The following is an 18858-nucleotide window of genomic DNA, read 5'->3' as shown; positions in this document are numbered from 1 at the left end:
CGATGCTAGGCGTTCCATACCTGCTTCAACCCTATCCGGATGAAATTCTTGGTTCTTGGTTAGCGCGACTCAAACTACACAATGGAAAAAGCGTCTGGCAAAAACTAACGACAGATGCGGGCTTCCCGTCAAAGATTGCTACTTCTTTTTTTGATGTCCCAACCTACAGCACACATATACAAAATCTGTTCAATACCCTCGGGACAAACTACGAACGTGTTTTGCATGAGATGACGACCTTGCCCTATTGGCTGGTATTCGACAGAGGTAGCTCTAACGAAGGATTTCTCAAAGGAACCGAATCAACCCCCAATATTTCCTACTTTATAGGAACCCGCATTTTTAAAGCTTTGCAGCTATCTGGAATATCGACCAGAGGGGCCAAACCAAAATATTGCACACACTGTCTGCAGGAAGATTACAAAAGATATGGAGAGCCATATTGGCATCGATCTCACCAGTTACCCAACGTCTTCTTCTGTTCGCGCCACTCTTGTCTACTAGACAATTCATGTCGTCTTTGCACTGCTGGAACACCAGCCATTGTTTATCAACTGATAGGACTCCCTAAAGTTCAATGCTTGTGCGGCCACGAGTTAATCAAAGACAAAAATTTTCAAGATCCATTTAATCCTTATGCCAAATTAGCAAAGATAAGTGCTCAGGCACTTAACCACACCTCAAACGACTGGGATCACGGTCATGTGAAAATTTTCTTTCAAGAACTAATCAATCGAAAACCAACAAGAAAAGAAATAGCCTTCAAGCGATATGGCACGACCATCAAAAAAATCCTGAGCCCTTGCTTCAGCCCCTTCGATCAAAAGTACTCTCGTGAGATTGGCACCTTTACACATGATGTAACCGGCCTCTTAGCAGGAAGGGAGGGGCCTCTTAACAGCATCCGTGCACCGGATTGCTGTGCCCTCCTCGTTGCAAAGAACGTTAGCTTGGATGAAGCGATAAGGGAAATCAAAAAAATCTCATCCAAACTACATTCTTTGCCAACTACTAATTACCACACCAACCCAAGTTCATCAGAATTAGCCTTAAAAAAGATTTCCGAGCATCGTCATAAATCCAATAATAAAAACTTGAAGTACTCGAATGCATTTTGGCTGCTGCGAATCAAAAACCCCGGACTTATCTCAACCCACTTTCCAGAAATCAAATTACCCCCACTGCCAACAATAGACTCTGACAGAGAAATAATTTTCAATCTTTACAAAAAAAGAAAATCAGATCAAATAAAAAAAACAAACAGCGCCGAGAGTAATGCCTTTAAGAGAGCAAAAATTCGAGACAACATCTGGCTAATGAGTGTTTTACCAAAGAAAAAAGAAAGCATCACTAGATTTAGCAAAGCCAAAACCAGCCTAAAAGTAGCGCAACTAATAAAAATTATCGATGAACTCGAGAAGATTAATGATTCTGACAGTCGCCCACGACGCCTAACTCCATTGAGTTTATGTAGACAAAGCGGAATATCACTAGCACAAGTGAGAAAGTTGATTAGAATAAATCCCTTACTGAGCGACAAAATTTCAGCAACAAACAAAGATCTCCATCTAAAAAAAATTAGATGGGCTTTAAAAAAGCTTCGAACCGAAAGTCGAAAGATCTCGATGTCCGGAGTCAGAGAATTGGCTTCCGTTTTTTCAAATCAAGTCTCAGATCAGGAACTACAAATACTTGTAGACAAATCGACCTCAGCATGCTCATGCGTTGTACAACCACTTATCCATCAAGGCTCTGGTCCCATTACTCTTCCGCATAGTCAACAATTGCCTGAGGTAGTTCGGTTCGGCCTCAAGCCGGAAATCGGCTGTTAAGGTGAGCTTTTACAGGGACCAACATGCTTGATTCGTCAGGCCTCCAGTCATCCTGTTTCGACTGGCAGCGGAGTTTCTCTGCGCTTACCCCTCCGCCTCACTAAAGTCCAGTGGGCTTATCTCTCTCCTGGACAGGCAACGCCTCGTTTTCACGCATAAAGTCATCACTGACACGCCCACCCGCTACCGTCAAGATTGACATGACTTTGCCAAATCCTTCGGGGCTTCGCGCCACATCTTCGGGACAGGCGCCCTCAAGCTGATTGTTGGGTGTGAGCAGCCACTTCCGCACCTGGGCCCACGATTGGAATGCGACGAACGCAGCCTGATCCAGCTCAGTCAATCGCTCATAGTCCGGGCTTCCGAATTCACCCCCGACAAGTGCCGCGTCAAGCCAAGCTTGATCAACGGGCGAACCACGGCTGAGTAGGTTCGAGCGATGTTTCTGGGCTGCTTTCTTAGACATAGTGAAATGCTACTCGCCAACGGCTTCCGTTGGCCATAGATTTGGCGCTCCTTGCATGCGTTTTCGGTAGAGCTCACAGGTCCGCGATGCCGTCGGCGGGCCCGCCTTAAGGCCAGTTCGAGAATGAGGAGCGTTTCTGCATTCTCGTAGTGCGGCACAAACCTTGCGGATTTTCCTCAGTGCGTTATAAGAATTGGGGAAAGAGAGCTGCGCGCTGTGAAAAAGGTAGATTCCATGTTTTCGACGGAAAAAGTCACAAAGCTCGACGCAGCAGAGCGGCTATTGAGTGAGGCGATCAATCTATTCTTTGAACAAAGAAACATGATTGCCGTACACGCACTAGCCTCTGCCGCCTTCCAGGTGCTAGCGGATCTTGGTGCCAGACAAGGATTCGTAAATTGTCTTAGAGACAACGTAATGATTTGCGCCGATCGGCGCAAAGAATGGGTCGAATTGTTGAATCGGGCTCAGAACTTTTTCAAACACGCGGACAGGGATCCGCATTCCCAGCTTGAGTTCTCCCCAAACCTTACGCCCCTGTTCATATCTGAAGCAATTCACCTCCAATACAAAATCTCCGGGAACCAGCCAAAAACAAGCACGACTTTCCAGATGTGGTTCATTTCGGCGTACGCGGACCTACTCAACGACAGCGCAAAAAGCACTGTGATGCAAACACCTGCGCTACGTAATCTGGCAGAACAGGGCAACGCATTTAAGGGGAATTTCGAGCTGTACCTGGAGCTACTGCGAGAGTGAAAGGGTTTATTAGGCCCAATAGCGCAAGCGTTGCTCTTACGTTATGGAGCCGCGAGTCTCAGGATTTGACAGAAAGGGTCGGGAAGTCGCGCTTTTTGCGGTTCGCGTCGCGGGCTGCTGCCTCCAATCGTGCCTTGGTCTTTGCATCCACCTTTGGGATGCCTGCCATTGTCAGGTGGTAGATTCGCCCCTCACTCTTTACGCCCGGCGATGGCGAATGCACATTGGTAACAGTGAATTTTTTAGACATGATGAACGCCAGAGCACACGTGCTGGGGTAACAAATTACATGGTTTCGCCAAGGGTGGCAACCAACATCTATGTCAAAAGGCTTTTGAAGCGGAGGTTCGTGGCCAAGGCTTTTAAACAGCAACAGTATTCTGGTCATTCATCGAATGACCACCAAAGTTCCGTGCTATGCAGCCAAGCCCCCACGCGTTCGCTCCAGCAAACTCTCAACAACTCGTAGCCCCTCTGGATTTCGCAGCATGTCACCTGGGGTCTGCCCCTCAAGCTCTGCAAGGCTCTGCTGAATCCATTTTGCTAACCAGGCAAACTCATCAAATGTCGCGGACTGTTGTGGATCGCCACATTCGTCAAGCAAACGGTGCAAAGTAGCGGCGATCCGAAGGAGACTCATAGCGCGATGCCCCGCAACATCGGGCAATGGTTCACATGCTTCACGCCTCCGAAGAAATGCGGTACGAGAAATTCCGACGAGGCGCATTACCGTGGATACCGGCATACGAGTTGCGTCTGCGAACACTTCGATCAGGCGCGCGGGGACGCCGGCTTCCACCGCATGAAATAAGGTGAGCCCAGATGATTGGTTCACTTGAAGCACCAGGTCGAGAAGATTTCGACGTGAGTCGATCAGGAGATGTCGCCCCCTTGCACGCGGCATTGCCCAAAAATCTGCCTTTTCGACGCAGCTCGACCCGCGAAGCATGGTTTTTCCTCGGTGGAAGTCAGTCCTGCATTCCATCACAATTTTGATGCGTCTCACCAATCCGTACGAGAAGATGGAGGTTCGATATGAGCACGCAAACGCCAACCCCACCGACCGGTTTTCAATCTTGGCTTGACTACGCAGTCGCGACGATGGATGCCGGAGGAGCTTTCTCGGACCGTGTACTCAGCGAGGATGAAATTCTGCCGACGGACACCATCCGCGTTGCAGCCCAGCAAGAGCTTGATCGCCTCAAGCAAAGAATAGCTATGCCTGCGATCTGTATTCTAGAGAACTGGCAGGCTGCACTTGCAACACGGCTGGGCCGTACCGCTGCAAACATTGTCGATGACAACCTATTGGCCGCCGATTTTGCTGATTCCGGTGTTCACATTCAATTCAAGGATGGTTCTGATCTGAAGTTCAATCGAGCATTTTTTGTAGGCGAAACACCGGCCGATGGGAACATGCATCGAGTCGCCGTGTTCTCCGAGCATTGTGGATACCACGAGTTCTGGATCGGACCCGGTGATCAGATTTCGAAAATTCCAATGACTTCGGGTGAACATGAGGTCTCTGGCGAAAATCGGATCTAAGTACGAATACGGGCGGAGTCGCGCCACTTCACACGTGAGCGACCATGGTCAAACGCAGTTGGAAGCCCGTCGTAGCACACAGGTAAACTGCACCTTCCATTTATCAACAACCCATCCAATATGAATCGCGCTGAACTGGTAGAAATCCTCGCCTCCAAGAACGACCTGTCCAAGACCGCGGCTAATGCCGTCCTGGAGACGCTCATCGAAACCATCCAGGTGGCAGTGAAGAAGGGTGACGCTGTACAACTGGTGGGCTTTGGTACCTTCAAATCGGCCAAGCGTGCCGCCCGCACCGGCAAGAATCCCGCAACCGGCGCTGCGCTGAAGATCCCTGCCGCCACGGTGCCCAAGTTTGTGGCCGGTGCCAAGTTCAAGGCAGTTGTGGATCCTAAGGCAGCCAAACGCAAGGCAGAGAAGGCTGGCAAGTAATTAGTCCTTCGTGGATTGCCGTAGCCCTTCGATGGTCGCACCTCGAAGGGTTTTTTTCTGTGTGACTGCTAAGCTACGCAGCACCTTTGCATCGTTCAGCTTTTTCCATGACAAATTTCACCTCCGCCTTCCGCAGCGAAATTCTGCGTGTCGCGCGCAAAGAACTCAAGACTGAATTGGCCACCTTGCGCAAGACGGTCAGCACGCAACGCTCCGACATCGCGGCCCTCAAACGCGATGTCAAAAATCTCACATCTCAAGTCAAGTCTTTGCAGAAATCGGTTGGTCGCCGCGTTCCAGCGGAGAAACCGGAATCGGAGGTTGAAGTCTTGCCTCGCGGCGGACGTCAGTTCAAGTTCGATGCCGCAGCGCTTCTAGCCAAACGAAAACAGTTAGGTATCTCGCAGCAGGCGGTAGCAACGCTAGTCCAAGCCTCTGCGCTCTCGGTCTACAAGTGGGAATCCGGCAAAGTGCAACCGCGAGCGGCACAACTTGTGCGCATTCAGGCGTTGCTGAAGATGGGGAAGAGGAGCGCACTGGCCCAGCTTCAAAGTTGATTTCAAGTCGCCCTCATCCAGATCGATTTTCTGGAAACACCCAAACACGCTCAGGGCGAGGGAGCCCAGCCCATCAACGGACTTCTCGCACCATCCGTCCCATCGTGGGTGATAAGCCACTGGAATCTTAAGTGTGCCGAAGATCACCCTGAGGCTCTCCTCGCCAGCAGAATCAAGCTGTATAGGTCACCTAAATGTAGAACCCAACACCCGACAACGTCTAGCTACCTTGGGAAGGTGACATGGCTATCGTGATAAGAAAGATTATCTTAATAACGGTGTTTTGTCCTCCATTGCAGTCTGGGCAAAAGCCAGATTTGCATTTCAATCGGCAGGGCGAAATGCTACACCGCGATTTAAACGTCTGATGGAGCTGCATAGGCGGTTCAGGTACCCGCGAGGTCGGAAGGCACTTGTCCGCGGGGCACGCCCTGCTGAGCCAGCATCTTTTGACGAAGCTCAATCGTCGGATTGACAGTCCGGTCGACCTCAGTCGCGACACCGCCCGGCCGAACGCAGTTGACCGTGATTCCATGCGGGACAAGCTCGCGTGCAAGCGAATTGGTCATTCCAATCAGGCCCGCCTTAGACGTGACGAAGTGAAGGTAGTTCGTGACACCCAGTCACACCGCGTCGGAAGAAATGTTGACGATACGACCCCAACCCGTCTCGCGCATAAGCGGCGCAACGGCGCACACGCAGTTGAAGACCCCGGTCGTGTTCACCTTCATTACCTGCTCCCATTCGGAAAGTGGATTTGGTCGAACGGTCGCTTCGGCAGCGTGGCAACAAAAATAGCCGCGTTGCTAATGAGTGCATCGATCCGCCCAAACTTCGCAGTCGCCGCGTTCGCCATTTCATTAACCGACTCGCGATCTCCGATGTCCACAGCAACGCCAAAGGCCGTTCCACCATCGTCACGTATTTCGGCTACGACTCTCTCCGCCTTATCGATATTGAGGTCGGCCACCACGGGAATCGCGCCGGCCGCAGCATACTGTCGCGCAAGCTCACGCCCGATGCCCTGCGCGGCTCCAATAACAATCACGACGATGTCCTTAACACTAAAATCCCTTGCAGCGACTGGAACACCGGGGTCTTCGGTAAGCTGGGTGATGGTGTTTTGCATTCTTAGCTCCAGACTCAGTCCAGAGACAGTTTGCATCGCTTAACGAAATCGTTGTAACCCATGGCGTCTTTGCCCATGGTGTCTGCGAGATCTTTCGAAGTGCTCGGCCAGGCGATGAACCCGATGTTGTCCAGGAACTCTTGCGTCTCGGGTGCGGCAATGATTGGGGTTATGTCAGCATTCACTTTGCTGACCGCCGCCGCTGGCACGCCGCTGGGCGCGAACAACGCAAATCAGGTGCTCACTTTCAGATCGGCGGGCCCGCTGGACTCGGCCACAGTCGGCACATCTGGAAAGCAAGGATGGCGCTTGGGATCGGCAAAAGCAATGAACTTGATCTTGCCGCCCTTCACCAGAGGACCTGCCGTTACGGCCGTGGCGAAGGCGAAATCCACTCGGCTCTGACTGACATCCACATACATCTGCGGGATGTCCTTATTTGCTACCTGAATTATTGGCATCCCGGCAGCAGCTTCCACCATGACCCCTCCGATGTGTAACTGGCTGCCCACGCCGGACAAGCCGTAGCTCAACGGGCTGCCTCGGCGCTTGGCCTCAGAGATCAGGTCGGAAAAGTTGTTGATCTTTAAGTCAGCAGCGACTGTAATGAAGTAGTTGGTCGAATACATCGGCGCCACCGCTTGAAAGTCCTTGGCAGTGTTAAACGGCATCTTCTTGTACAAATCGGGATGCAGCGACATGATCACCTGGTCTACCAGCAAGAACGTATAGCCGTCTGGTGTCGAACGTTTCACGGCATCCAGACCGTTCCATCGGTTGCCACCGGGTTTGTTGTCGATGATGAGTGCTGCCCCCAGACCTTGCTAAGTTTTTCTCCGACGTGGCGCATCACAGCATCTAGGCCGGTTCCTGCCGTATAGGGCATCAAATCTGCACTGGTTTATCTGGAAAGACTTGCGCGCGGGCCGGCATCGTTGCGACGATGATTAGGCCTAAGGCAGCGAGTAGAAACTTTCGGGTGTTCATGTTTGTCTCCATTTTTTTGGGGTGCACAATTCTGGCCGAATGCACAGCTGCGTTCGACTTCGAGGCGATCGATGAGGGGGAGAATGCCTTCCCCTGTTAGGCGATCGAAAACTTAAAATTTGGGCAAAACGATACGAAGAACTTCACTTTCCGTCTTAGCCTTCAGCGCTATAGGCCCTTCGTTCGCAAGGAACTCGAACGCGGTATGGGGGCCGTACTCCTGCCCCTCCCAGATGAGATTCCCCTTTGCCAAGAACATGAGCTCAAGTGAGTCCGCTTCGCCAGCTGGGAACGAAGCACCCGCGTCGATGCGGGTAAGTCCGACCTTGGTTTGTCGCTCGGTAAACGTCCCGAGCCACTTCGTAGCCACGCCAGGCGTCGAGTCAGGGATCCAGTCATAGTTGGCCGGATTCATCAAGACGACGTCGTCATATCGAGGCTTGGCAAAGCTAACCTTCTGCCCTGTGGCTTCTTCAAAGCAGGCCTGAGAACCGTCCTGGTTGTGACGCTTACCGGTCTCGTCGAAATAGGTAAAGATGCCGTTCTTGAATACGCCCTTCTCTTGGAGAGCTTTGTTCGCAGCCTCTCTCCTGGCGACACTTAAAAAACCACTGCCGCTCGCGCCGCCAAATTGCGCTGTCAGCACTTCCAATCCCTCTGGCCGCGCTTGCGGACCGTAGGAGACGCTTTCAGGGAAATAGCCGATCCAACCCTCGGGCATAGCCTTCCCCGGCGCATACGGGTATTCGCCTTTTAGAACGTAGCGCACCTGGTCAAAGTTGTGCTTGTGACGAGGTGTACCCCAACCGCCAGCACCAGTGCGATTCATTTGCAAGCAGAAGTTATTGGGGCTATCGTCTTCGCCAGTAAGCAAAATTTTTAGTTCGAGCACGCCTTCGCGCATGCTCCCAACAACGCCTGACTCGGCTGCCGATACTTCCGATACTCGCATGTGATCTCCTGACTGATTGGTGCTGAAGCTTGCACGACAAGCTGTGCGGTTCGACCAATCTTAGGGATGGAGAAGCGAAGCATCAAGAAAGGGTTTCACCCAGATATTCCTCTCGGCTATACCCTCGATCACACACAGCTTGACTTAGGTTGTGGCCCAACCCAACATCAAGGCTCCACACCGCGTCGGTCGACAGTGCAGCGAGATGTCATTCGTCTCCATGTCGACGCGAATGCTCATTCAGAAGACGCTGCCATTAGTGCGCAACAACGAGGTCCGACTGATTCATGTTCGCCAAAATCAAACGTATACCCAATTTCGTAAACGACAAGATCGCCCGTGGCGAACCCGTTTTCTCAATGACTGTTCGACTTGTGCGTGGCGCCGAGATCGGCGCTATTGCTGCGGCGGCCGGCTTCGATGCGCTCTACATCGACCTACAGCACAGTGGCATCTCGATTGAAACCGCTGGCCAAATCAGTATTGCTGCGCTAGCGATGGGCGTCGCACCGTTTGTCCGCGTCCCGGGCGTTGACCCGCATATCATTACGAGCGCACTTGATGCAGGTGCCATCGGAGTCATCGTCCCGGACATGCATTCAGCGGAGGATGCTCGCGCAGTAGTCCGCTGTGCGAAATACAGACCCGAAGGAGAGCGCTCTCTCCCCGGCATCATGTCGCAACTGGGGTATCGCTCCTTGCCAGCTAGCGAAGCCACTGCGGAGCTGAACGCGGCGATCACCATTGTCGCAATGATCGAATCGGCAGCTGGCCTTGCTGCCGCCGATGAGATTGCTGCAGTACCAGGTGTCGACATTTTGCTCGTCGGGGCAAACGACCTGTGCACCGAGGTGGGAGTACCGGGTCAGTTTGACCACCCTATTGTTGAAGAGGCTTATTCAAAGGTGTTAGCAGCTTGCCGCAAACACGGTAAGGCGCTGGGTGTCGGCGGGCTTGCTTCCAGACCCGACTTAATTAAGAAGTATGTCGCAATGGGTGGACTGTATGTCTCGCTCGGCGCTGATCTCTCAATGCTCGTCAACGCAGCGACGCAAAAACGCAAGGAAATAGGCTGATGTTAATTCCCTTGCCTAGCCTCAGCATTTAGCTGCATCCCCGTCTCTCACCTCGTGAACAGAAATCGCGTGGGCACAGCGCCTAGTCGCAACGACAGTGGGTGTCTACCACCGACGCCAAGATGGATGGGCAAGGACTGAGTCTATATGCAGTCGTGGCGAGAGTTTGAGTCATGTTCGTCCACGGTCGATTCGTTGCGATAGACCTTCAACCCACACAATCAGGAGTAAAAATATGCGAGTTTGCGTGTATGGCGCGGGGGCGGTCGGCGGTCACATTGCAGGGCGCTTGGCTGTAGCTGGCGTGAAGGTTTCGTTGGTCGTACGTGGCGATAACCTTGCTGCCATTCGTGAGCACGGTTTGCGTGTGCAAACACCGGAAGGGCTGCTTTATTCCCAACCGATCGCCACCGAGGATCCGGTCACACTTGGCGTGCAGGACATCGTGATCGTTACGGTGAAGGCTCCTGCGTTGCCGAAAGTTGCTGAAAGTATTGCGCCCCTGCTTGGCCCCGGCACATCGGTTCTCTTTGTCATGAACGGTATCCCGTGGTGGTATTTCCACGCCCATGGTGGAGGGCTGGACGGCAAACGGCTATCTACGATCGACCCTGGCGACACAGTGTGGCGCAACATTGACCCACAGAGGGCAGTTGGGGCTGTCGCACATACCGCCTGCACCGTCACCGGACCAGGTGTCATCCATGTTCAGAACCCTAAGAACCGTATTGTTTTTGGACGACCCGACGGCAGTGCAGACGAGAAGTTGGATGCGCTCGCGGCCGCGATGTGTGCTGGCGGGCTACAGGCTGAGGTGACCTCGAGGATCCGCGACGCGGTTTGGGAGAAAGTACTGATGAATCTTGTAGGCGGTTCTCTAGGCATTCTTACCGCTTCAACGATGGGTGAGGCACTTGCCTGTCCAGCATCCCTTGCGGCAGCAGAGCGCATGACGCAGGAAGGCGCTGCGATCGCCCAGGCCCTCGGCTGTTCGGTGGGCGACCCGATGCTGGGGCTTTCTCGTTTGAGGGTATCAAAACACAGGCAGAGTATTCTGCAGGATCTGATGGCTGGGCGAGCGATGGAAGTCGAGGCACTTCTGGCAGCGCCACTTGAACTCGCCAGGCTCGCAGAAGTGCCGACACCTACGTGCGACCTGATCGTGGGACTTGCAATACAGAAGGCCCGCGCCGCGGGCCTGTACACGAAACCAATACGCTGACCAAGCTGCTTTGTGCTGCAGCCCGCGGTCGAGAACCGCGGCTGCTCAATTGCACAAGAGTTCGCGATTTGGAGAAAACCACCCCATTTCTGTCACGCCGGCCGCGTACATTAGTCTCGTCGTTAAGAACGGTGGAAGCAGGCCAGACCTCATGTGAACATCATGACAACGGCGCCAACAACAGCTGGTTTCCTGCCTGCATCAATACCGTGATCTCCATTCTCAACTAAGCAAGTTCCGATCGAGGCTGCTGGGGTCGCGCGCTGCCCTCACGCTGGATTGCCAAATCGATCACCTGCGCCAGATGCAGTGCGTCTCTCTGCGCGCCCTGCGTGATCTGTTCGCGACAGCTATACCCGTTGGTAATGACCAGCGTATCCTGATCCGCAGCACGTACATGTGGCAGCAGCACCATTTCACCGATCTTCATCGACAAGGCGACTTTTTCTTTGTCGAAGCCGAAGGAGCCCGCCATGCCGCAGCAGCCGGAGTCGAGCAGATTAAAGTCGAGCGCCATGGCACTCAGCAGCGACACCTCGTCGCTCATCCCCATCAGCGCTTTCTGGTGACAGTGGCCGTGCACGATCGCCTTCATCTTGAGAGGCGGCGGCTGGTAGCGTGCCTGCTTGACCAAGAACTCCGAGAACATAAATGTCTGCTTTGACAATTTTGTAGCCTGGGCATCGTCGGGGAAAAGATTTACCATCTCGTCGCGAAAAACCGCCACGCATGCCGGCTCCAGGCCAACGAGCGGCACGCCGGCAGCAATCGCCGGGCCCAGCGCGTCGAGGATCTCGCGCAATTGCGACCGCGCTTGATCTAGCAACCCGAAGTCATACAGAGGCCGACCGCAACACAGACTCACCGAAGGGATCTCGACGCGGTAGCCTGCGTGTTCGAGCACCCGTACCGCAGCCATTGCAGTTTCAGGATGGAAGTAATTGTTGAAAGTGTCAGGCCATAGCATCACGCGTCGTTCGCCTTGCGCCTTGGGCTGGTGGGCTTCAAACAACTTGCGAAAGCTGCGGGGTGCAAAACGTGCGATGTTCCGCTCGGGAGCGATACCTGCCATAGCCTTGGCGATACTCTTCAAGCCCGGAGTCTGTGTCACAAGGTTGGTTAGAGCCGGGAGCGCAGCTGCCAGGGGGGCCCAGCGCCCAATCATGCCCATCGAGTACGCCTGCACTGGCCGTACCTTATGCTCGTAGTAGTGCGACAAAAATTCGGCCTTGTATGTAGCCATGTCCACATGCGTTGGGCAGTCGCTTTTACATCCTTTGCAGGCCAAGCAGTGGTCAAGCGCCTCCTTGACCTCTTCGCTTTGCCAGCGATCGGTGATGACCTCCCCCTTGAGCATTTCCCAAAGTAATCTGGCACGGCCACGAGTGGAATAGCGCTCTTCACCAGTGGCGCGAAAACTCGGGCACATGGTGCCGACTTGGGTCGATCGGCACTTGCCCATGCCGATGCAATGTTCGACCGCGCGCGTGAAACCTCCCTGTTTGTCTGCAAATGAGAAGTGCGTAATTGGGCGTAGCGGCTGGTAGTCTGGGCCCATACGCAAGTTCTCGTCAGCTTTGTAGGGGTCGACGATGATGTGTGGGTTTAGTTTGTGGCCTGGATCCCAAACTTCCTTGAATTCGCGGAAGGCCTGCATTAGCGTTTCGCCGAACATGATCGGCAAAAATTCCGATTTGGCCCTTCCATCACCGTGTTCGCCGTTGAGCGAGCCACCGTACTTAACCACCAGCCTGGAAGCATCGATCAGGAACTCTCGCCACTGACGCACTCCCGGCACGCTTCGCAAGTCGAAGGTGATCCTCGCATGGATGCAACCATCACCGAAGTGTCCGTAAAGTGAAGTCTTGTAGCCGCACCGGTCGATCAACTGCTGAAACTCGCGCAAGTAGTCACCCAGGCGCGCCGGATCGACCGCAGCATCTTCCCAGCCGACGATTGGATCGGGTTCACCCGGTACATTGCTCATCGAGGTAGCAGAGGCGCCCTGCTCGCGAATCGACCACAGGCGTGCCTGCGTCTTTGCACTCTCCGCTAGATACATTGACGGTGGGGAGGAGAGCTGGGTCAGTTCGTCCATCACCTCACGCGCGCGCGCTGCCGCCAGTTCGGGCGTATCGGCGCCAAACTCGACCATGATCCATGCGTTGCCGGCGGGAAGTAGCGCTATGTCATCAAGCTTCCAGTTGCGCTCGCGGAGTCCCCCGATGATGCGTTCGTCAAGCCCCTCCATCGCGATCGGTTGGAACTTTAGCAAGGTGGGCACCGCGTCTCCCGCCAGGTAAATATCGGGGTAGCCCACCACCACAACCACGCGTCCCTGAGGGCTGGCCACCAGGTTGGTTCGTGCCCGGAGTGTCAGGGCGCAAGTACCTTCAGAGCCAACCAAAGCTCGCGCAACATTAAAGCCATTCTCCGGCAGCAGCTGGTTAAGGTTGTACCCCGAGACGCGACGCCGGATGTCCGGAAAGCGCGCGCGAATCTCATCTGCGTACTTGTCGCGAAGAGCCTTTAGTCCAGCGTAAATTTCGCCCTGACGTCCGCCACTTTGGATGATCCGCTCCAGCTCTTCCTCGCTAGTCGGCCCTACCCAGAACCGTGCACCGTCGTAGGTCAAGATCTCCAGTTCCTCAATATTCTCTTCTGTCTTGCCCGACATCATGGAATGTGGACCGCATGAGTTGTTGCCAATCATTCCCCCCAAAGTACAACGGCTGTGCGTAGCGGGATCGGGCGCATAGGTCAGGTTATATTGCTCAGCCGCATCGCGGAGTACGTCGCAAACAACTCCGGGTTCGACTAAGGCCAGATGCTTAACCGGATCGACTTCGAGCACGCGGTTAACGTACTTAGAGGTGTCGATAACAACTGCCACGTTGACGCTCTGCCCGCACATCGAAGTGCCGCCGCCGCGTGCCAGGATTGGGGCCCCATATTCCCGACAGACAGCTACCGTTTTGACGATATCGTCGATGTTCCTCGGTACAACCACGCCTATCGGAACTTGCCGGTAGTTCGAAGCGTCTGCACTGTATAGAGCGCGGCTTCCGGAATCGAAGCGCACTTCGCCTTGTATCGCATTGCTCAAATGCTTGACCAGTTCATCCCGCCTTGCGAATTCCGCGAGCCCGTGACTGTCTGATGTGAGTGATTTGCTCAATTGAGTTGCCCCTGGCAGACATACTTTACGTGCAGGAAATCATCCAGGCCGTGCACTGAACCCTCGCGGCCATAGCCCGAATCCTTTACACCCCCGAAAGGCGCGGCCTCGGCCGCCAGAGCACCTTCGTTAACGCCGACAATGCCGGTCTCCAGCGCATCTGCCACGCGCCAGATGCGGCGGACGTCCTGACTGAAAAAATACGCCGCCAAGCCGAAAGGCGTGTCATTCGCCGCGGCGATAACCTCGTCTTCTGTCTCGAATCGCGTGATCGGTACGACTGGGCCAAAGGTCTCCTCACTGCTACACGTCATCGTGGCGTTGGCCTTTGTCAGCACGGTAGGTGCATAGTAGGTAGGTCCAATAGAGGGCAAGCGGCGGCCTCCGACGAGGACCTTTGCGCCGCGACTCACGGCGTCCATGACGTGGCGCTCTATCTTTTCGATGGCACGCTCGTTGATCATGGGTCCGATCTGCGACATGGCATCGGTGAATGGGCCTACTTTCAGCGCGCCGACCCGCTCTGCCAACTTGTTGACAAATGCGTCGTGCACTGCTGCCTGCACGAACACACGGTTGGGGCAAACGCAAGTCTGGCCTGCGTTACGAAACTTCGAAACCATCAGCCCTTCGACTGCAGCCTCAATGTCGGCGTCTTCAAACACTATGAACGGTGCGTTACCACCTAACTCGAGCGAGAGCTTTTTAAGCGTATCGGCGCTGCGCCGTGCCAAATGCTTTCCAACGGGCGTAGAGCCTGTGAATGTAACCTTGCGCACGCGCGGATCGTCAAGCCAAGCATCCACCACCTCCGGCGTGCTTTCTCGCGAGGCCGTCACGATATTGATCACTCCCCTGGGAACGCCGGCCTGCTCGGCTAACGCTACCAGCGCTAGGGAGGTGAGCGGCGTATCTTCTGCGGGCTTGCACACCACTGTGCAACCCGCCGCCAGAGCGGGTGCGATTTTGCGCGCAATCATTGCTGCTGGAAAATTCCAGGGCGTGATCGCCGCCACAACACCGACCGGCTCCTTAATTGCGAACATCCGACGTCCGGGAACCGCTGCTGGGATCACGTCGCCATTCGCGCGGGTGGCTTCCTCGCCGAACCACTCGATGTAGCTTGCAGCGTAGACGACTTCGCCTTTTCCCTCTGCCAGCGGCTTGCCTTGCTCGCGCGAGATCAGTTCCCCTAGTTCGTCCGTGCGTGAAAGTACCAAGTCATTCCAGCGCTTAATGATCTGCGCCCGTGCTTTGGCCGGAACCTTTCGCCAAGAAGCGAATGCGGCGTACGCGGCATCGACGGCTATCCGGGCGTCAACAACACCGCTATCAGGCACTTGGCCGATGGCCACACCGGTGGCCGGATCCGTCACATTGAAATAACGACTATCGGCAGACGGCTTCCAGACACCGTCAATGTAATTGGCGTTCCGAATCAGCTCGGGGAGAGTGCAGTCTTGGTCCATGATTTTTGTTGGTTGAGATAGGCCTGTAATAAATTAGGCGGTAGGTCTACATCGGCCTATTGGTGACTGGCCAGAGTCGCACGTTCATTTCGCAATGTCATGTTCCATTCAAGTTACGAAATCTCTCGCTACTGGCGTTGCGTTTTGAGGCTTAACGCCCCTGAAATAAGCGGGCTCGTACAGACCTTTTTGAGCTCTTCTTCACCAGTTTCCAAAGAGCGAAAGTTAGTTGCAACAGCAGGCTTATCCGAAGCGTTTCAAGAGAGAGGCGAAAAATTATTTCGCCTAGCTAGCTAACGCGGTGTAGCTCCTATCCGAACTTCGGTGCAGTCACCTAACGATGTCGATGATGAAGCGAATGAAACCCATCGTCAACGATAAGAACGGGTGCGTAGCCACCGGCCATAACCGATGGTTATAGGCATCAGGAAACGGAGCAGTTCCTTTTGGCGAAGGGTACCTAGACTCGCTCATAAGGTGTCACAGTGACATTAGGAGTTGCCAAGATGAATAGGGGAAAGAGATTTTTGTATGTGGTGGCGTTACTAAGCGCGGCACAAGCCGTCGTCTTGGATAGTGCAGTGGCGCAGAGCACCTGCTCGGTGATCAAAATGATCGTCCCCAACCCCCCAGGCGGTGGGGGGGATGTTGTCAGCCGTATCGTTGGAAATAAAGCGGCCACGCTGCTAGGACAGTCCTTCGTTGTGGAAAACAAGGCAGGTGCCAGCACGACCATTGGTACTGATTTCGTCGCCAAGGCTAAACCAGACGGTTGCACACTTCTGAGCCTGACGGCTTCTGGTGTTGTGATCACTGTATTGCGTGAGAAGCTGCCGTATAACCTTCAACGGGACTTTGTGCCCATCGTCGGCGTCGGGTCTTACCCAATGGCGCTGATTGTTCCTGCCTCATCTAATCTGAAGACAATTGTGGACGTGACCAAAGCTGCCAAGGGGGCCAACGGCATCACTTATGCATCAGGCGGTTACGGTACGTTGGCGCATCTCTCAGCCGTGAGATTCCTAAATGAAATCGGCGGAACTGGGACTCACATTCCGTTCCGGGGTAGCCCTGACGCAGTCCAAGCGCTCTTGGGAGGTCAGGTACAAGCGTTCTTTTCTTCGGCAACTGAAGCTGCAACACTCGTCAAAGGAGGCAGGGTGAGGGCCGTGGCAGTTACTTCCAGCGCACCGCAACCTGAACTTGCAAACGTACCCACGATGGCAAGCGCCGGGTTTGCCGACTTTTCTCCGCGGCTCTGGTATGCATTTCTGGCACCAGCTGGCACGCCAGCCCAGACCGTGACTCAACTTGGTGAGGCGTTTACTAAGGCACTGAAAGATCCAGGGGTTCTAGAGCAACTGGCGTCTAGCGGTTTCAGTGTGGAGTATCGAGACCAGGCGGCCATCGCCGCGTACATGAAGGGCGAGGCGGTTCGCTGGGAAAAGGTCATCAAAGACAACGGCATTACCGACTCCAACTGACTGGTTTGTCCTGAAATCGAGTGCTTCTAAGCTCATTGGAGCGAACATGCATAATGATCCGGGCTTATAGCTACGCGGTCTAGCCTTAAACTGCGTAACGCCCACGAAGAGGCGGGATGCCTGGAGACACCATGGACCCACGAAAGCTTTTGCACCTGACCACGATCATCGAACAAGGTAGCCTGGCCAAGGCCGCGAAGCTCCTTTCCGTTTCCCAACCCGCTCTTTCGAAGTCTATGGATCGACTTGAAGCGGAGCTCGGCATGAGCTTGCTTCAGCGAGGCCCCGCGGGGATTTCGCCCACTGCCACTGGCGAGCTGATCTACGCACACGCCCGGCTGATCAAAGACGAAATGGAACTGGCGCAAGGGCAAATCAAAGCAGATGCCGGAAAAGTTCGCGCCATCACTGTCGGCGTACTACCGACGCTCGGTAGCAGTGTGATTCCACGTGCAATCGCCAGATGGCGTCTTCGACACCCCGACACGCTGGTTCGTATCGTCGAAAAAGTCCAGATTGAATTGCTTCTTGGGCTTCTCTCCTGCAAGTTCAATTTCATCGTCGGCCAAACTGAGTTCTTCGACGTTTTTCCGGATGGCCTCAAGCAGCGTGTTCTGTTTCGAGATCGGCTGTGTGTTTTTGCGCGTTCAGACCATCCACTTTTTCAACTAGAGGCAGTCAATTGGGCCGACCTCGCGCGTTATCCGTGGGTCTGCCCCATGGTCGGCTGGCCACAACGGAATGTGCTTGAGAAACTTATGGCGGCAGAAGGACTCAACCCCCCTGCCCATCTTGTTGAATGCGGCTCGATCGATTTCACTAAATCGCTTGTGGAATCGAGCGAGCATTTGACAATGCTGCCTTCGCACTCAGTGGTCTCCAATGTTCGGGATGGCACCATAAGGGCCCTATCCATTACTCTTCCCTTGATGAAGCGAGACATTGCTGTAATCTTTCGAGAACGCGCGCCTCTTGACGAAGCCAGTAAGGATCTGATCAAACAAATTGAAACTTTGGGGACAGAGTTGACCTCACTCGACTCGCCTGTGGAAAAAGTTTGTCTTTAACCATTTGATTCATCCTGATCTACCGCCATCCCCTGTTTGGAGCCTAATGCGCGCAAGATGAGCAACACTAGATTTCTTACTAATTGATGATCAACTATTCGCGGAGCAAATGGGCAACCTAACTGGAATACGCACTAAGTTCTATTGAGCTGACTGTTCGTTTTAGCTTCGGTCGCCCTCGGGTTGCAGCAGAGAACGGCCTCTGATTAAGTCGGATGCCCATTCGGCAATCGCCAAGACTGCTGCATGGATGTTGCAGTTGAGAATGGTGGGCATCACGGAGGCATCAACAATTCGCAACCGCTCAACGCCGTACACTCCCAGTTTCGCATCGACCACCGCCCCCGAATCACGTCCAACACGACACGTGCCGCACGCATGTTGCACCGTCGTTGCAGTCTTGCGAATATGCGCGTTGATCTGCGCGCTTGTGCTACACCTCGGCCCAGGATTCAACTCTTCACCCCGGAAAGCGTCCAGTGGCCGTTGCTGAGCCACTTCTCGGGCGATCCGAAAACCATCCCGCAAGACACGCATGTCGTCGGGTTCGCTTAAATAGCGTGGATCGATTTGTGGCGGATGCGTAGGATCGGTGGATGCAAGCCATAAGCGACCTCGACTTTGAGGGCGCGAAACGATCGGGCGTAGATAGAAGAGATCCTTCCATTCGTTGAAGCCAGGAAACCAGGGCTTAGCCTCGAGA

At 54.2% G+C, this 18858-nt stretch carries 19 protein-coding genes and 1 pseudogene; 9 read left to right on the top strand and 11 right to left on the bottom strand.

What is annotated here, in order from left to right; genetic code table 11:
* The first annotated feature begins 2 nt into the window (after positions 1–2).
* Entirely contained in the window at positions 3–1832 is a 1830-nt protein-coding gene (locus ACFQ95_RS17260; protein WP_422832918.1) for a TniQ family protein, read from the top strand.
* Between the two features lie 100 nt (positions 1833–1932).
* Here the strand turns inward: ACFQ95_RS17260 and ACFQ95_RS17255 are convergent, their stop codons facing one another.
* Positions 1933–2298, bottom strand: a complete 366-nt coding sequence (locus tag ACFQ95_RS17255; RefSeq protein WP_422832917.1) for a hypothetical protein — start codon at positions 2296–2298, stop codon at positions 1933–1935.
* Between the two features lie 234 nt (positions 2299–2532).
* Here ACFQ95_RS17255 and ACFQ95_RS17250 point away from each other — a divergent pair, with 234 nt between their 5' ends.
* Positions 2533–3057, top strand: coding sequence for a hypothetical protein (locus ACFQ95_RS17250; protein ID WP_422832915.1), 525 nt, complete (start codon positions 2533–2535; stop codon positions 3055–3057).
* 58 nt (positions 3058–3115) lie between these two features.
* Here the strand turns inward: ACFQ95_RS17250 and ACFQ95_RS17245 are convergent, their stop codons facing one another.
* Positions 3116–3307: a hypothetical protein gene (locus ACFQ95_RS17245; protein WP_422832914.1), complete on the bottom strand. Its 192-nt coding sequence runs from the start codon at positions 3305–3307 to the stop codon at positions 3116–3118.
* A 165-nt stretch (positions 3308–3472) separates the two neighbouring features.
* Positions 3473–4006, bottom strand: a complete 534-nt coding sequence (locus tag ACFQ95_RS17240) for an antitoxin Xre/MbcA/ParS toxin-binding domain-containing protein (RefSeq protein WP_422832912.1) — start codon at positions 4004–4006, stop codon at positions 3473–3475.
* 86 nt (positions 4007–4092) lie between these two features.
* Here ACFQ95_RS17240 and ACFQ95_RS17235 point away from each other — a divergent pair, with 86 nt between their 5' ends.
* From ACFQ95_RS17235 to ACFQ95_RS17225, 3 genes are all read left to right on the top strand, one after another.
* Positions 4093–4602, top strand: a complete 510-nt coding sequence (locus tag ACFQ95_RS17235) for a hypothetical protein (protein ID WP_422832911.1) — start codon at positions 4093–4095, stop codon at positions 4600–4602.
* A gap of 120 nt (positions 4603–4722) precedes the next feature.
* Positions 4723–5034, top strand: coding sequence for an HU family DNA-binding protein (locus tag ACFQ95_RS17230; protein WP_422832686.1), 312 nt, complete (start codon positions 4723–4725; stop codon positions 5032–5034).
* A 107-nt stretch (positions 5035–5141) separates the two neighbouring features.
* Positions 5142–5591: a helix-turn-helix domain-containing protein gene (locus tag ACFQ95_RS17225; protein WP_422832910.1), complete on the top strand. Its 450-nt coding sequence runs from the start codon at positions 5142–5144 to the stop codon at positions 5589–5591.
* 386 nt (positions 5592–5977) lie between these two features.
* Here the strand turns inward: ACFQ95_RS17225 and ACFQ95_RS17220 are convergent.
* From ACFQ95_RS17220 to ACFQ95_RS17200, 5 genes and pseudogenes are all read right to left on the bottom strand, one after another.
* Positions 5978–6322: pseudogene (locus ACFQ95_RS17220) on the bottom strand (SDR family NAD(P)-dependent oxidoreductase).
* On the bottom strand, positions 6322–6720 hold the full coding sequence (locus tag ACFQ95_RS17215; protein ID WP_422832908.1) for an SDR family NAD(P)-dependent oxidoreductase: 399 nt from the start codon (positions 6718–6720) through the stop codon (positions 6322–6324). The pseudogene ACFQ95_RS17220 and the gene ACFQ95_RS17215 overlap by 1 nt, the downstream one beginning before the upstream one ends.
* 14 nt (positions 6721–6734) lie before the next feature.
* Positions 6735–6947 carry a hypothetical protein gene (locus tag ACFQ95_RS17210; protein ID WP_422832907.1) on the bottom strand — a complete coding sequence of 71 codons (213 nt, stop codon included), beginning with the start codon at positions 6945–6947 and terminating at the stop codon, positions 6735–6737.
* 6 nt (positions 6948–6953) lie between these two features.
* A complete protein-coding gene (locus ACFQ95_RS17205; RefSeq protein ID WP_422833009.1) occupies positions 6954–7538 on the bottom strand; it encodes a Bug family tripartite tricarboxylate transporter substrate binding protein in 585 nt (194 codons plus the stop codon).
* A 281-nt stretch (positions 7539–7819) separates the two neighbouring features.
* Complete coding sequence (locus ACFQ95_RS17200; protein WP_422832905.1) at positions 7820–8659, bottom strand: hypothetical protein; 840 nt, start codon at positions 8657–8659, stop codon at positions 7820–7822.
* A gap of 287 nt (positions 8660–8946) precedes the next feature.
* Between ACFQ95_RS17200 and ACFQ95_RS17195 the strand changes: the two genes are divergently transcribed.
* Together ACFQ95_RS17195 and ACFQ95_RS17190 are read left to right on the top strand one after the other, a co-directional pair.
* Positions 8947–9735 (top strand): HpcH/HpaI aldolase family protein, encoded by a 789-nt coding sequence (locus ACFQ95_RS17195; protein WP_422832904.1) that lies wholly within the window; start codon positions 8947–8949, stop codon positions 9733–9735.
* 235 nt (positions 9736–9970) lie between these two features.
* Positions 9971–10957, top strand: a complete 987-nt coding sequence (locus ACFQ95_RS17190; protein ID WP_422832903.1) for a ketopantoate reductase family protein — start codon at positions 9971–9973, stop codon at positions 10955–10957.
* A gap of 226 nt (positions 10958–11183) precedes the next feature.
* Here ACFQ95_RS17190 and ACFQ95_RS17185 read toward each other — a convergent pair whose 3' ends face one another.
* Both ACFQ95_RS17185 and ACFQ95_RS17180 read right to left on the bottom strand, forming a co-directional pair.
* Entirely contained in the window at positions 11184–14075 is a 2892-nt protein-coding gene (locus tag ACFQ95_RS17185) for an FAD-binding and (Fe-S)-binding domain-containing protein (protein WP_422833007.1), read from the bottom strand.
* 56 nt (positions 14076–14131) lie between these two features.
* Positions 14132–15604, bottom strand: coding sequence for an NAD-dependent succinate-semialdehyde dehydrogenase (locus ACFQ95_RS17180; protein WP_422832901.1), 1473 nt, complete (start codon positions 15602–15604; stop codon positions 14132–14134).
* Positions 15605–16110: 506 nt separating this feature from the next.
* Between ACFQ95_RS17180 and ACFQ95_RS17175 the strand changes: the two genes are divergently transcribed.
* Complete coding sequence (locus ACFQ95_RS17175) at positions 16111–17088, top strand: Bug family tripartite tricarboxylate transporter substrate binding protein (RefSeq protein ID WP_422832899.1); 978 nt, start codon at positions 16111–16113, stop codon at positions 17086–17088.
* A gap of 131 nt (positions 17089–17219) precedes the next feature.
* Entirely contained in the window at positions 17220–18155 is a 936-nt protein-coding gene (locus tag ACFQ95_RS17170; protein WP_422832898.1) for a LysR family transcriptional regulator, read from the top strand.
* Between the two features lie 162 nt (positions 18156–18317).
* Here the strand turns inward: ACFQ95_RS17170 and ACFQ95_RS17165 are convergent.
* Positions 18318–18858, bottom strand: a 541-nt coding sequence (locus ACFQ95_RS17165; protein ID WP_422832896.1) for a GMC oxidoreductase, incomplete at its 5' end; no start/stop codon positions are given.

It is taken from the genome of Variovorax sp. HJSM1_2 (assembly GCF_049316285.1).
Classification (GTDB): Bacteria; Pseudomonadota; Gammaproteobacteria; order Burkholderiales; family Burkholderiaceae_C; genus Rhodoferax_B.
The sequence above is the reverse complement of the archived record's forward strand: the minus strand, read 5'-3'. Positions and strand labels throughout refer to the sequence as shown.

Bases quoted from the DNA above. Each gene is read 5' to 3' on its own strand.
- ACFQ95_RS17260 (WP_422832918.1), top strand. From the start codon at position 3: ATGCTAGGCGTTCCATACCTGCTTCAACCCTATCCGGATGAAATTCTT.
- ACFQ95_RS17255 (WP_422832917.1), bottom strand. From the start codon at position 2,298: ATGTCTAAGAAAGCAGCCCAGAAACATCGCTCGAACCTACTCAGCCGT.
- ACFQ95_RS17250 (WP_422832915.1), top strand. From the start codon at position 2,533: ATGTTTTCGACGGAAAAAGTCACAAAGCTCGACGCAGCAGAGCGGCTA.
- ACFQ95_RS17245 (WP_422832914.1), bottom strand. From the start codon at position 3,307: ATGTCTAAAAAATTCACTGTTACCAATGTGCATTCGCCATCGCCGGGC.
- ACFQ95_RS17240 (WP_422832912.1), bottom strand. From the start codon at position 4,006: ATGCTTCGCGGGTCGAGCTGCGTCGAAAAGGCAGATTTTTGGGCAATG.
- ACFQ95_RS17235 (WP_422832911.1), top strand. From the start codon at position 4,093: ATGAGCACGCAAACGCCAACCCCACCGACCGGTTTTCAATCTTGGCTT.
- ACFQ95_RS17230 (WP_422832686.1), top strand. From the start codon at position 4,723: ATGAATCGCGCTGAACTGGTAGAAATCCTCGCCTCCAAGAACGACCTG.
- ACFQ95_RS17225 (WP_422832910.1), top strand. From the start codon at position 5,142: ATGACAAATTTCACCTCCGCCTTCCGCAGCGAAATTCTGCGTGTCGCG.
- ACFQ95_RS17215 (WP_422832908.1), bottom strand. From the start codon at position 6,720: ATGCAAAACACCATCACCCAGCTTACCGAAGACCCCGGTGTTCCAGTC.
- ACFQ95_RS17200 (WP_422832905.1), bottom strand. From the start codon at position 8,659: ATGCGAGTATCGGAAGTATCGGCAGCCGAGTCAGGCGTTGTTGGGAGC.
- ACFQ95_RS17195 (WP_422832904.1), top strand. From the start codon at position 8,947: ATGTTCGCCAAAATCAAACGTATACCCAATTTCGTAAACGACAAGATC.
- ACFQ95_RS17190 (WP_422832903.1), top strand. From the start codon at position 9,971: ATGCGAGTTTGCGTGTATGGCGCGGGGGCGGTCGGCGGTCACATTGCA.
- ACFQ95_RS17180 (WP_422832901.1), bottom strand. From the start codon at position 15,604: ATGGACCAAGACTGCACTCTCCCCGAGCTGATTCGGAACGCCAATTAC.
- ACFQ95_RS17175 (WP_422832899.1), top strand. From the start codon at position 16,111: ATGAATAGGGGAAAGAGATTTTTGTATGTGGTGGCGTTACTAAGCGCG.
- ACFQ95_RS17170 (WP_422832898.1), top strand. From the start codon at position 17,220: ATGGACCCACGAAAGCTTTTGCACCTGACCACGATCATCGAACAAGGT.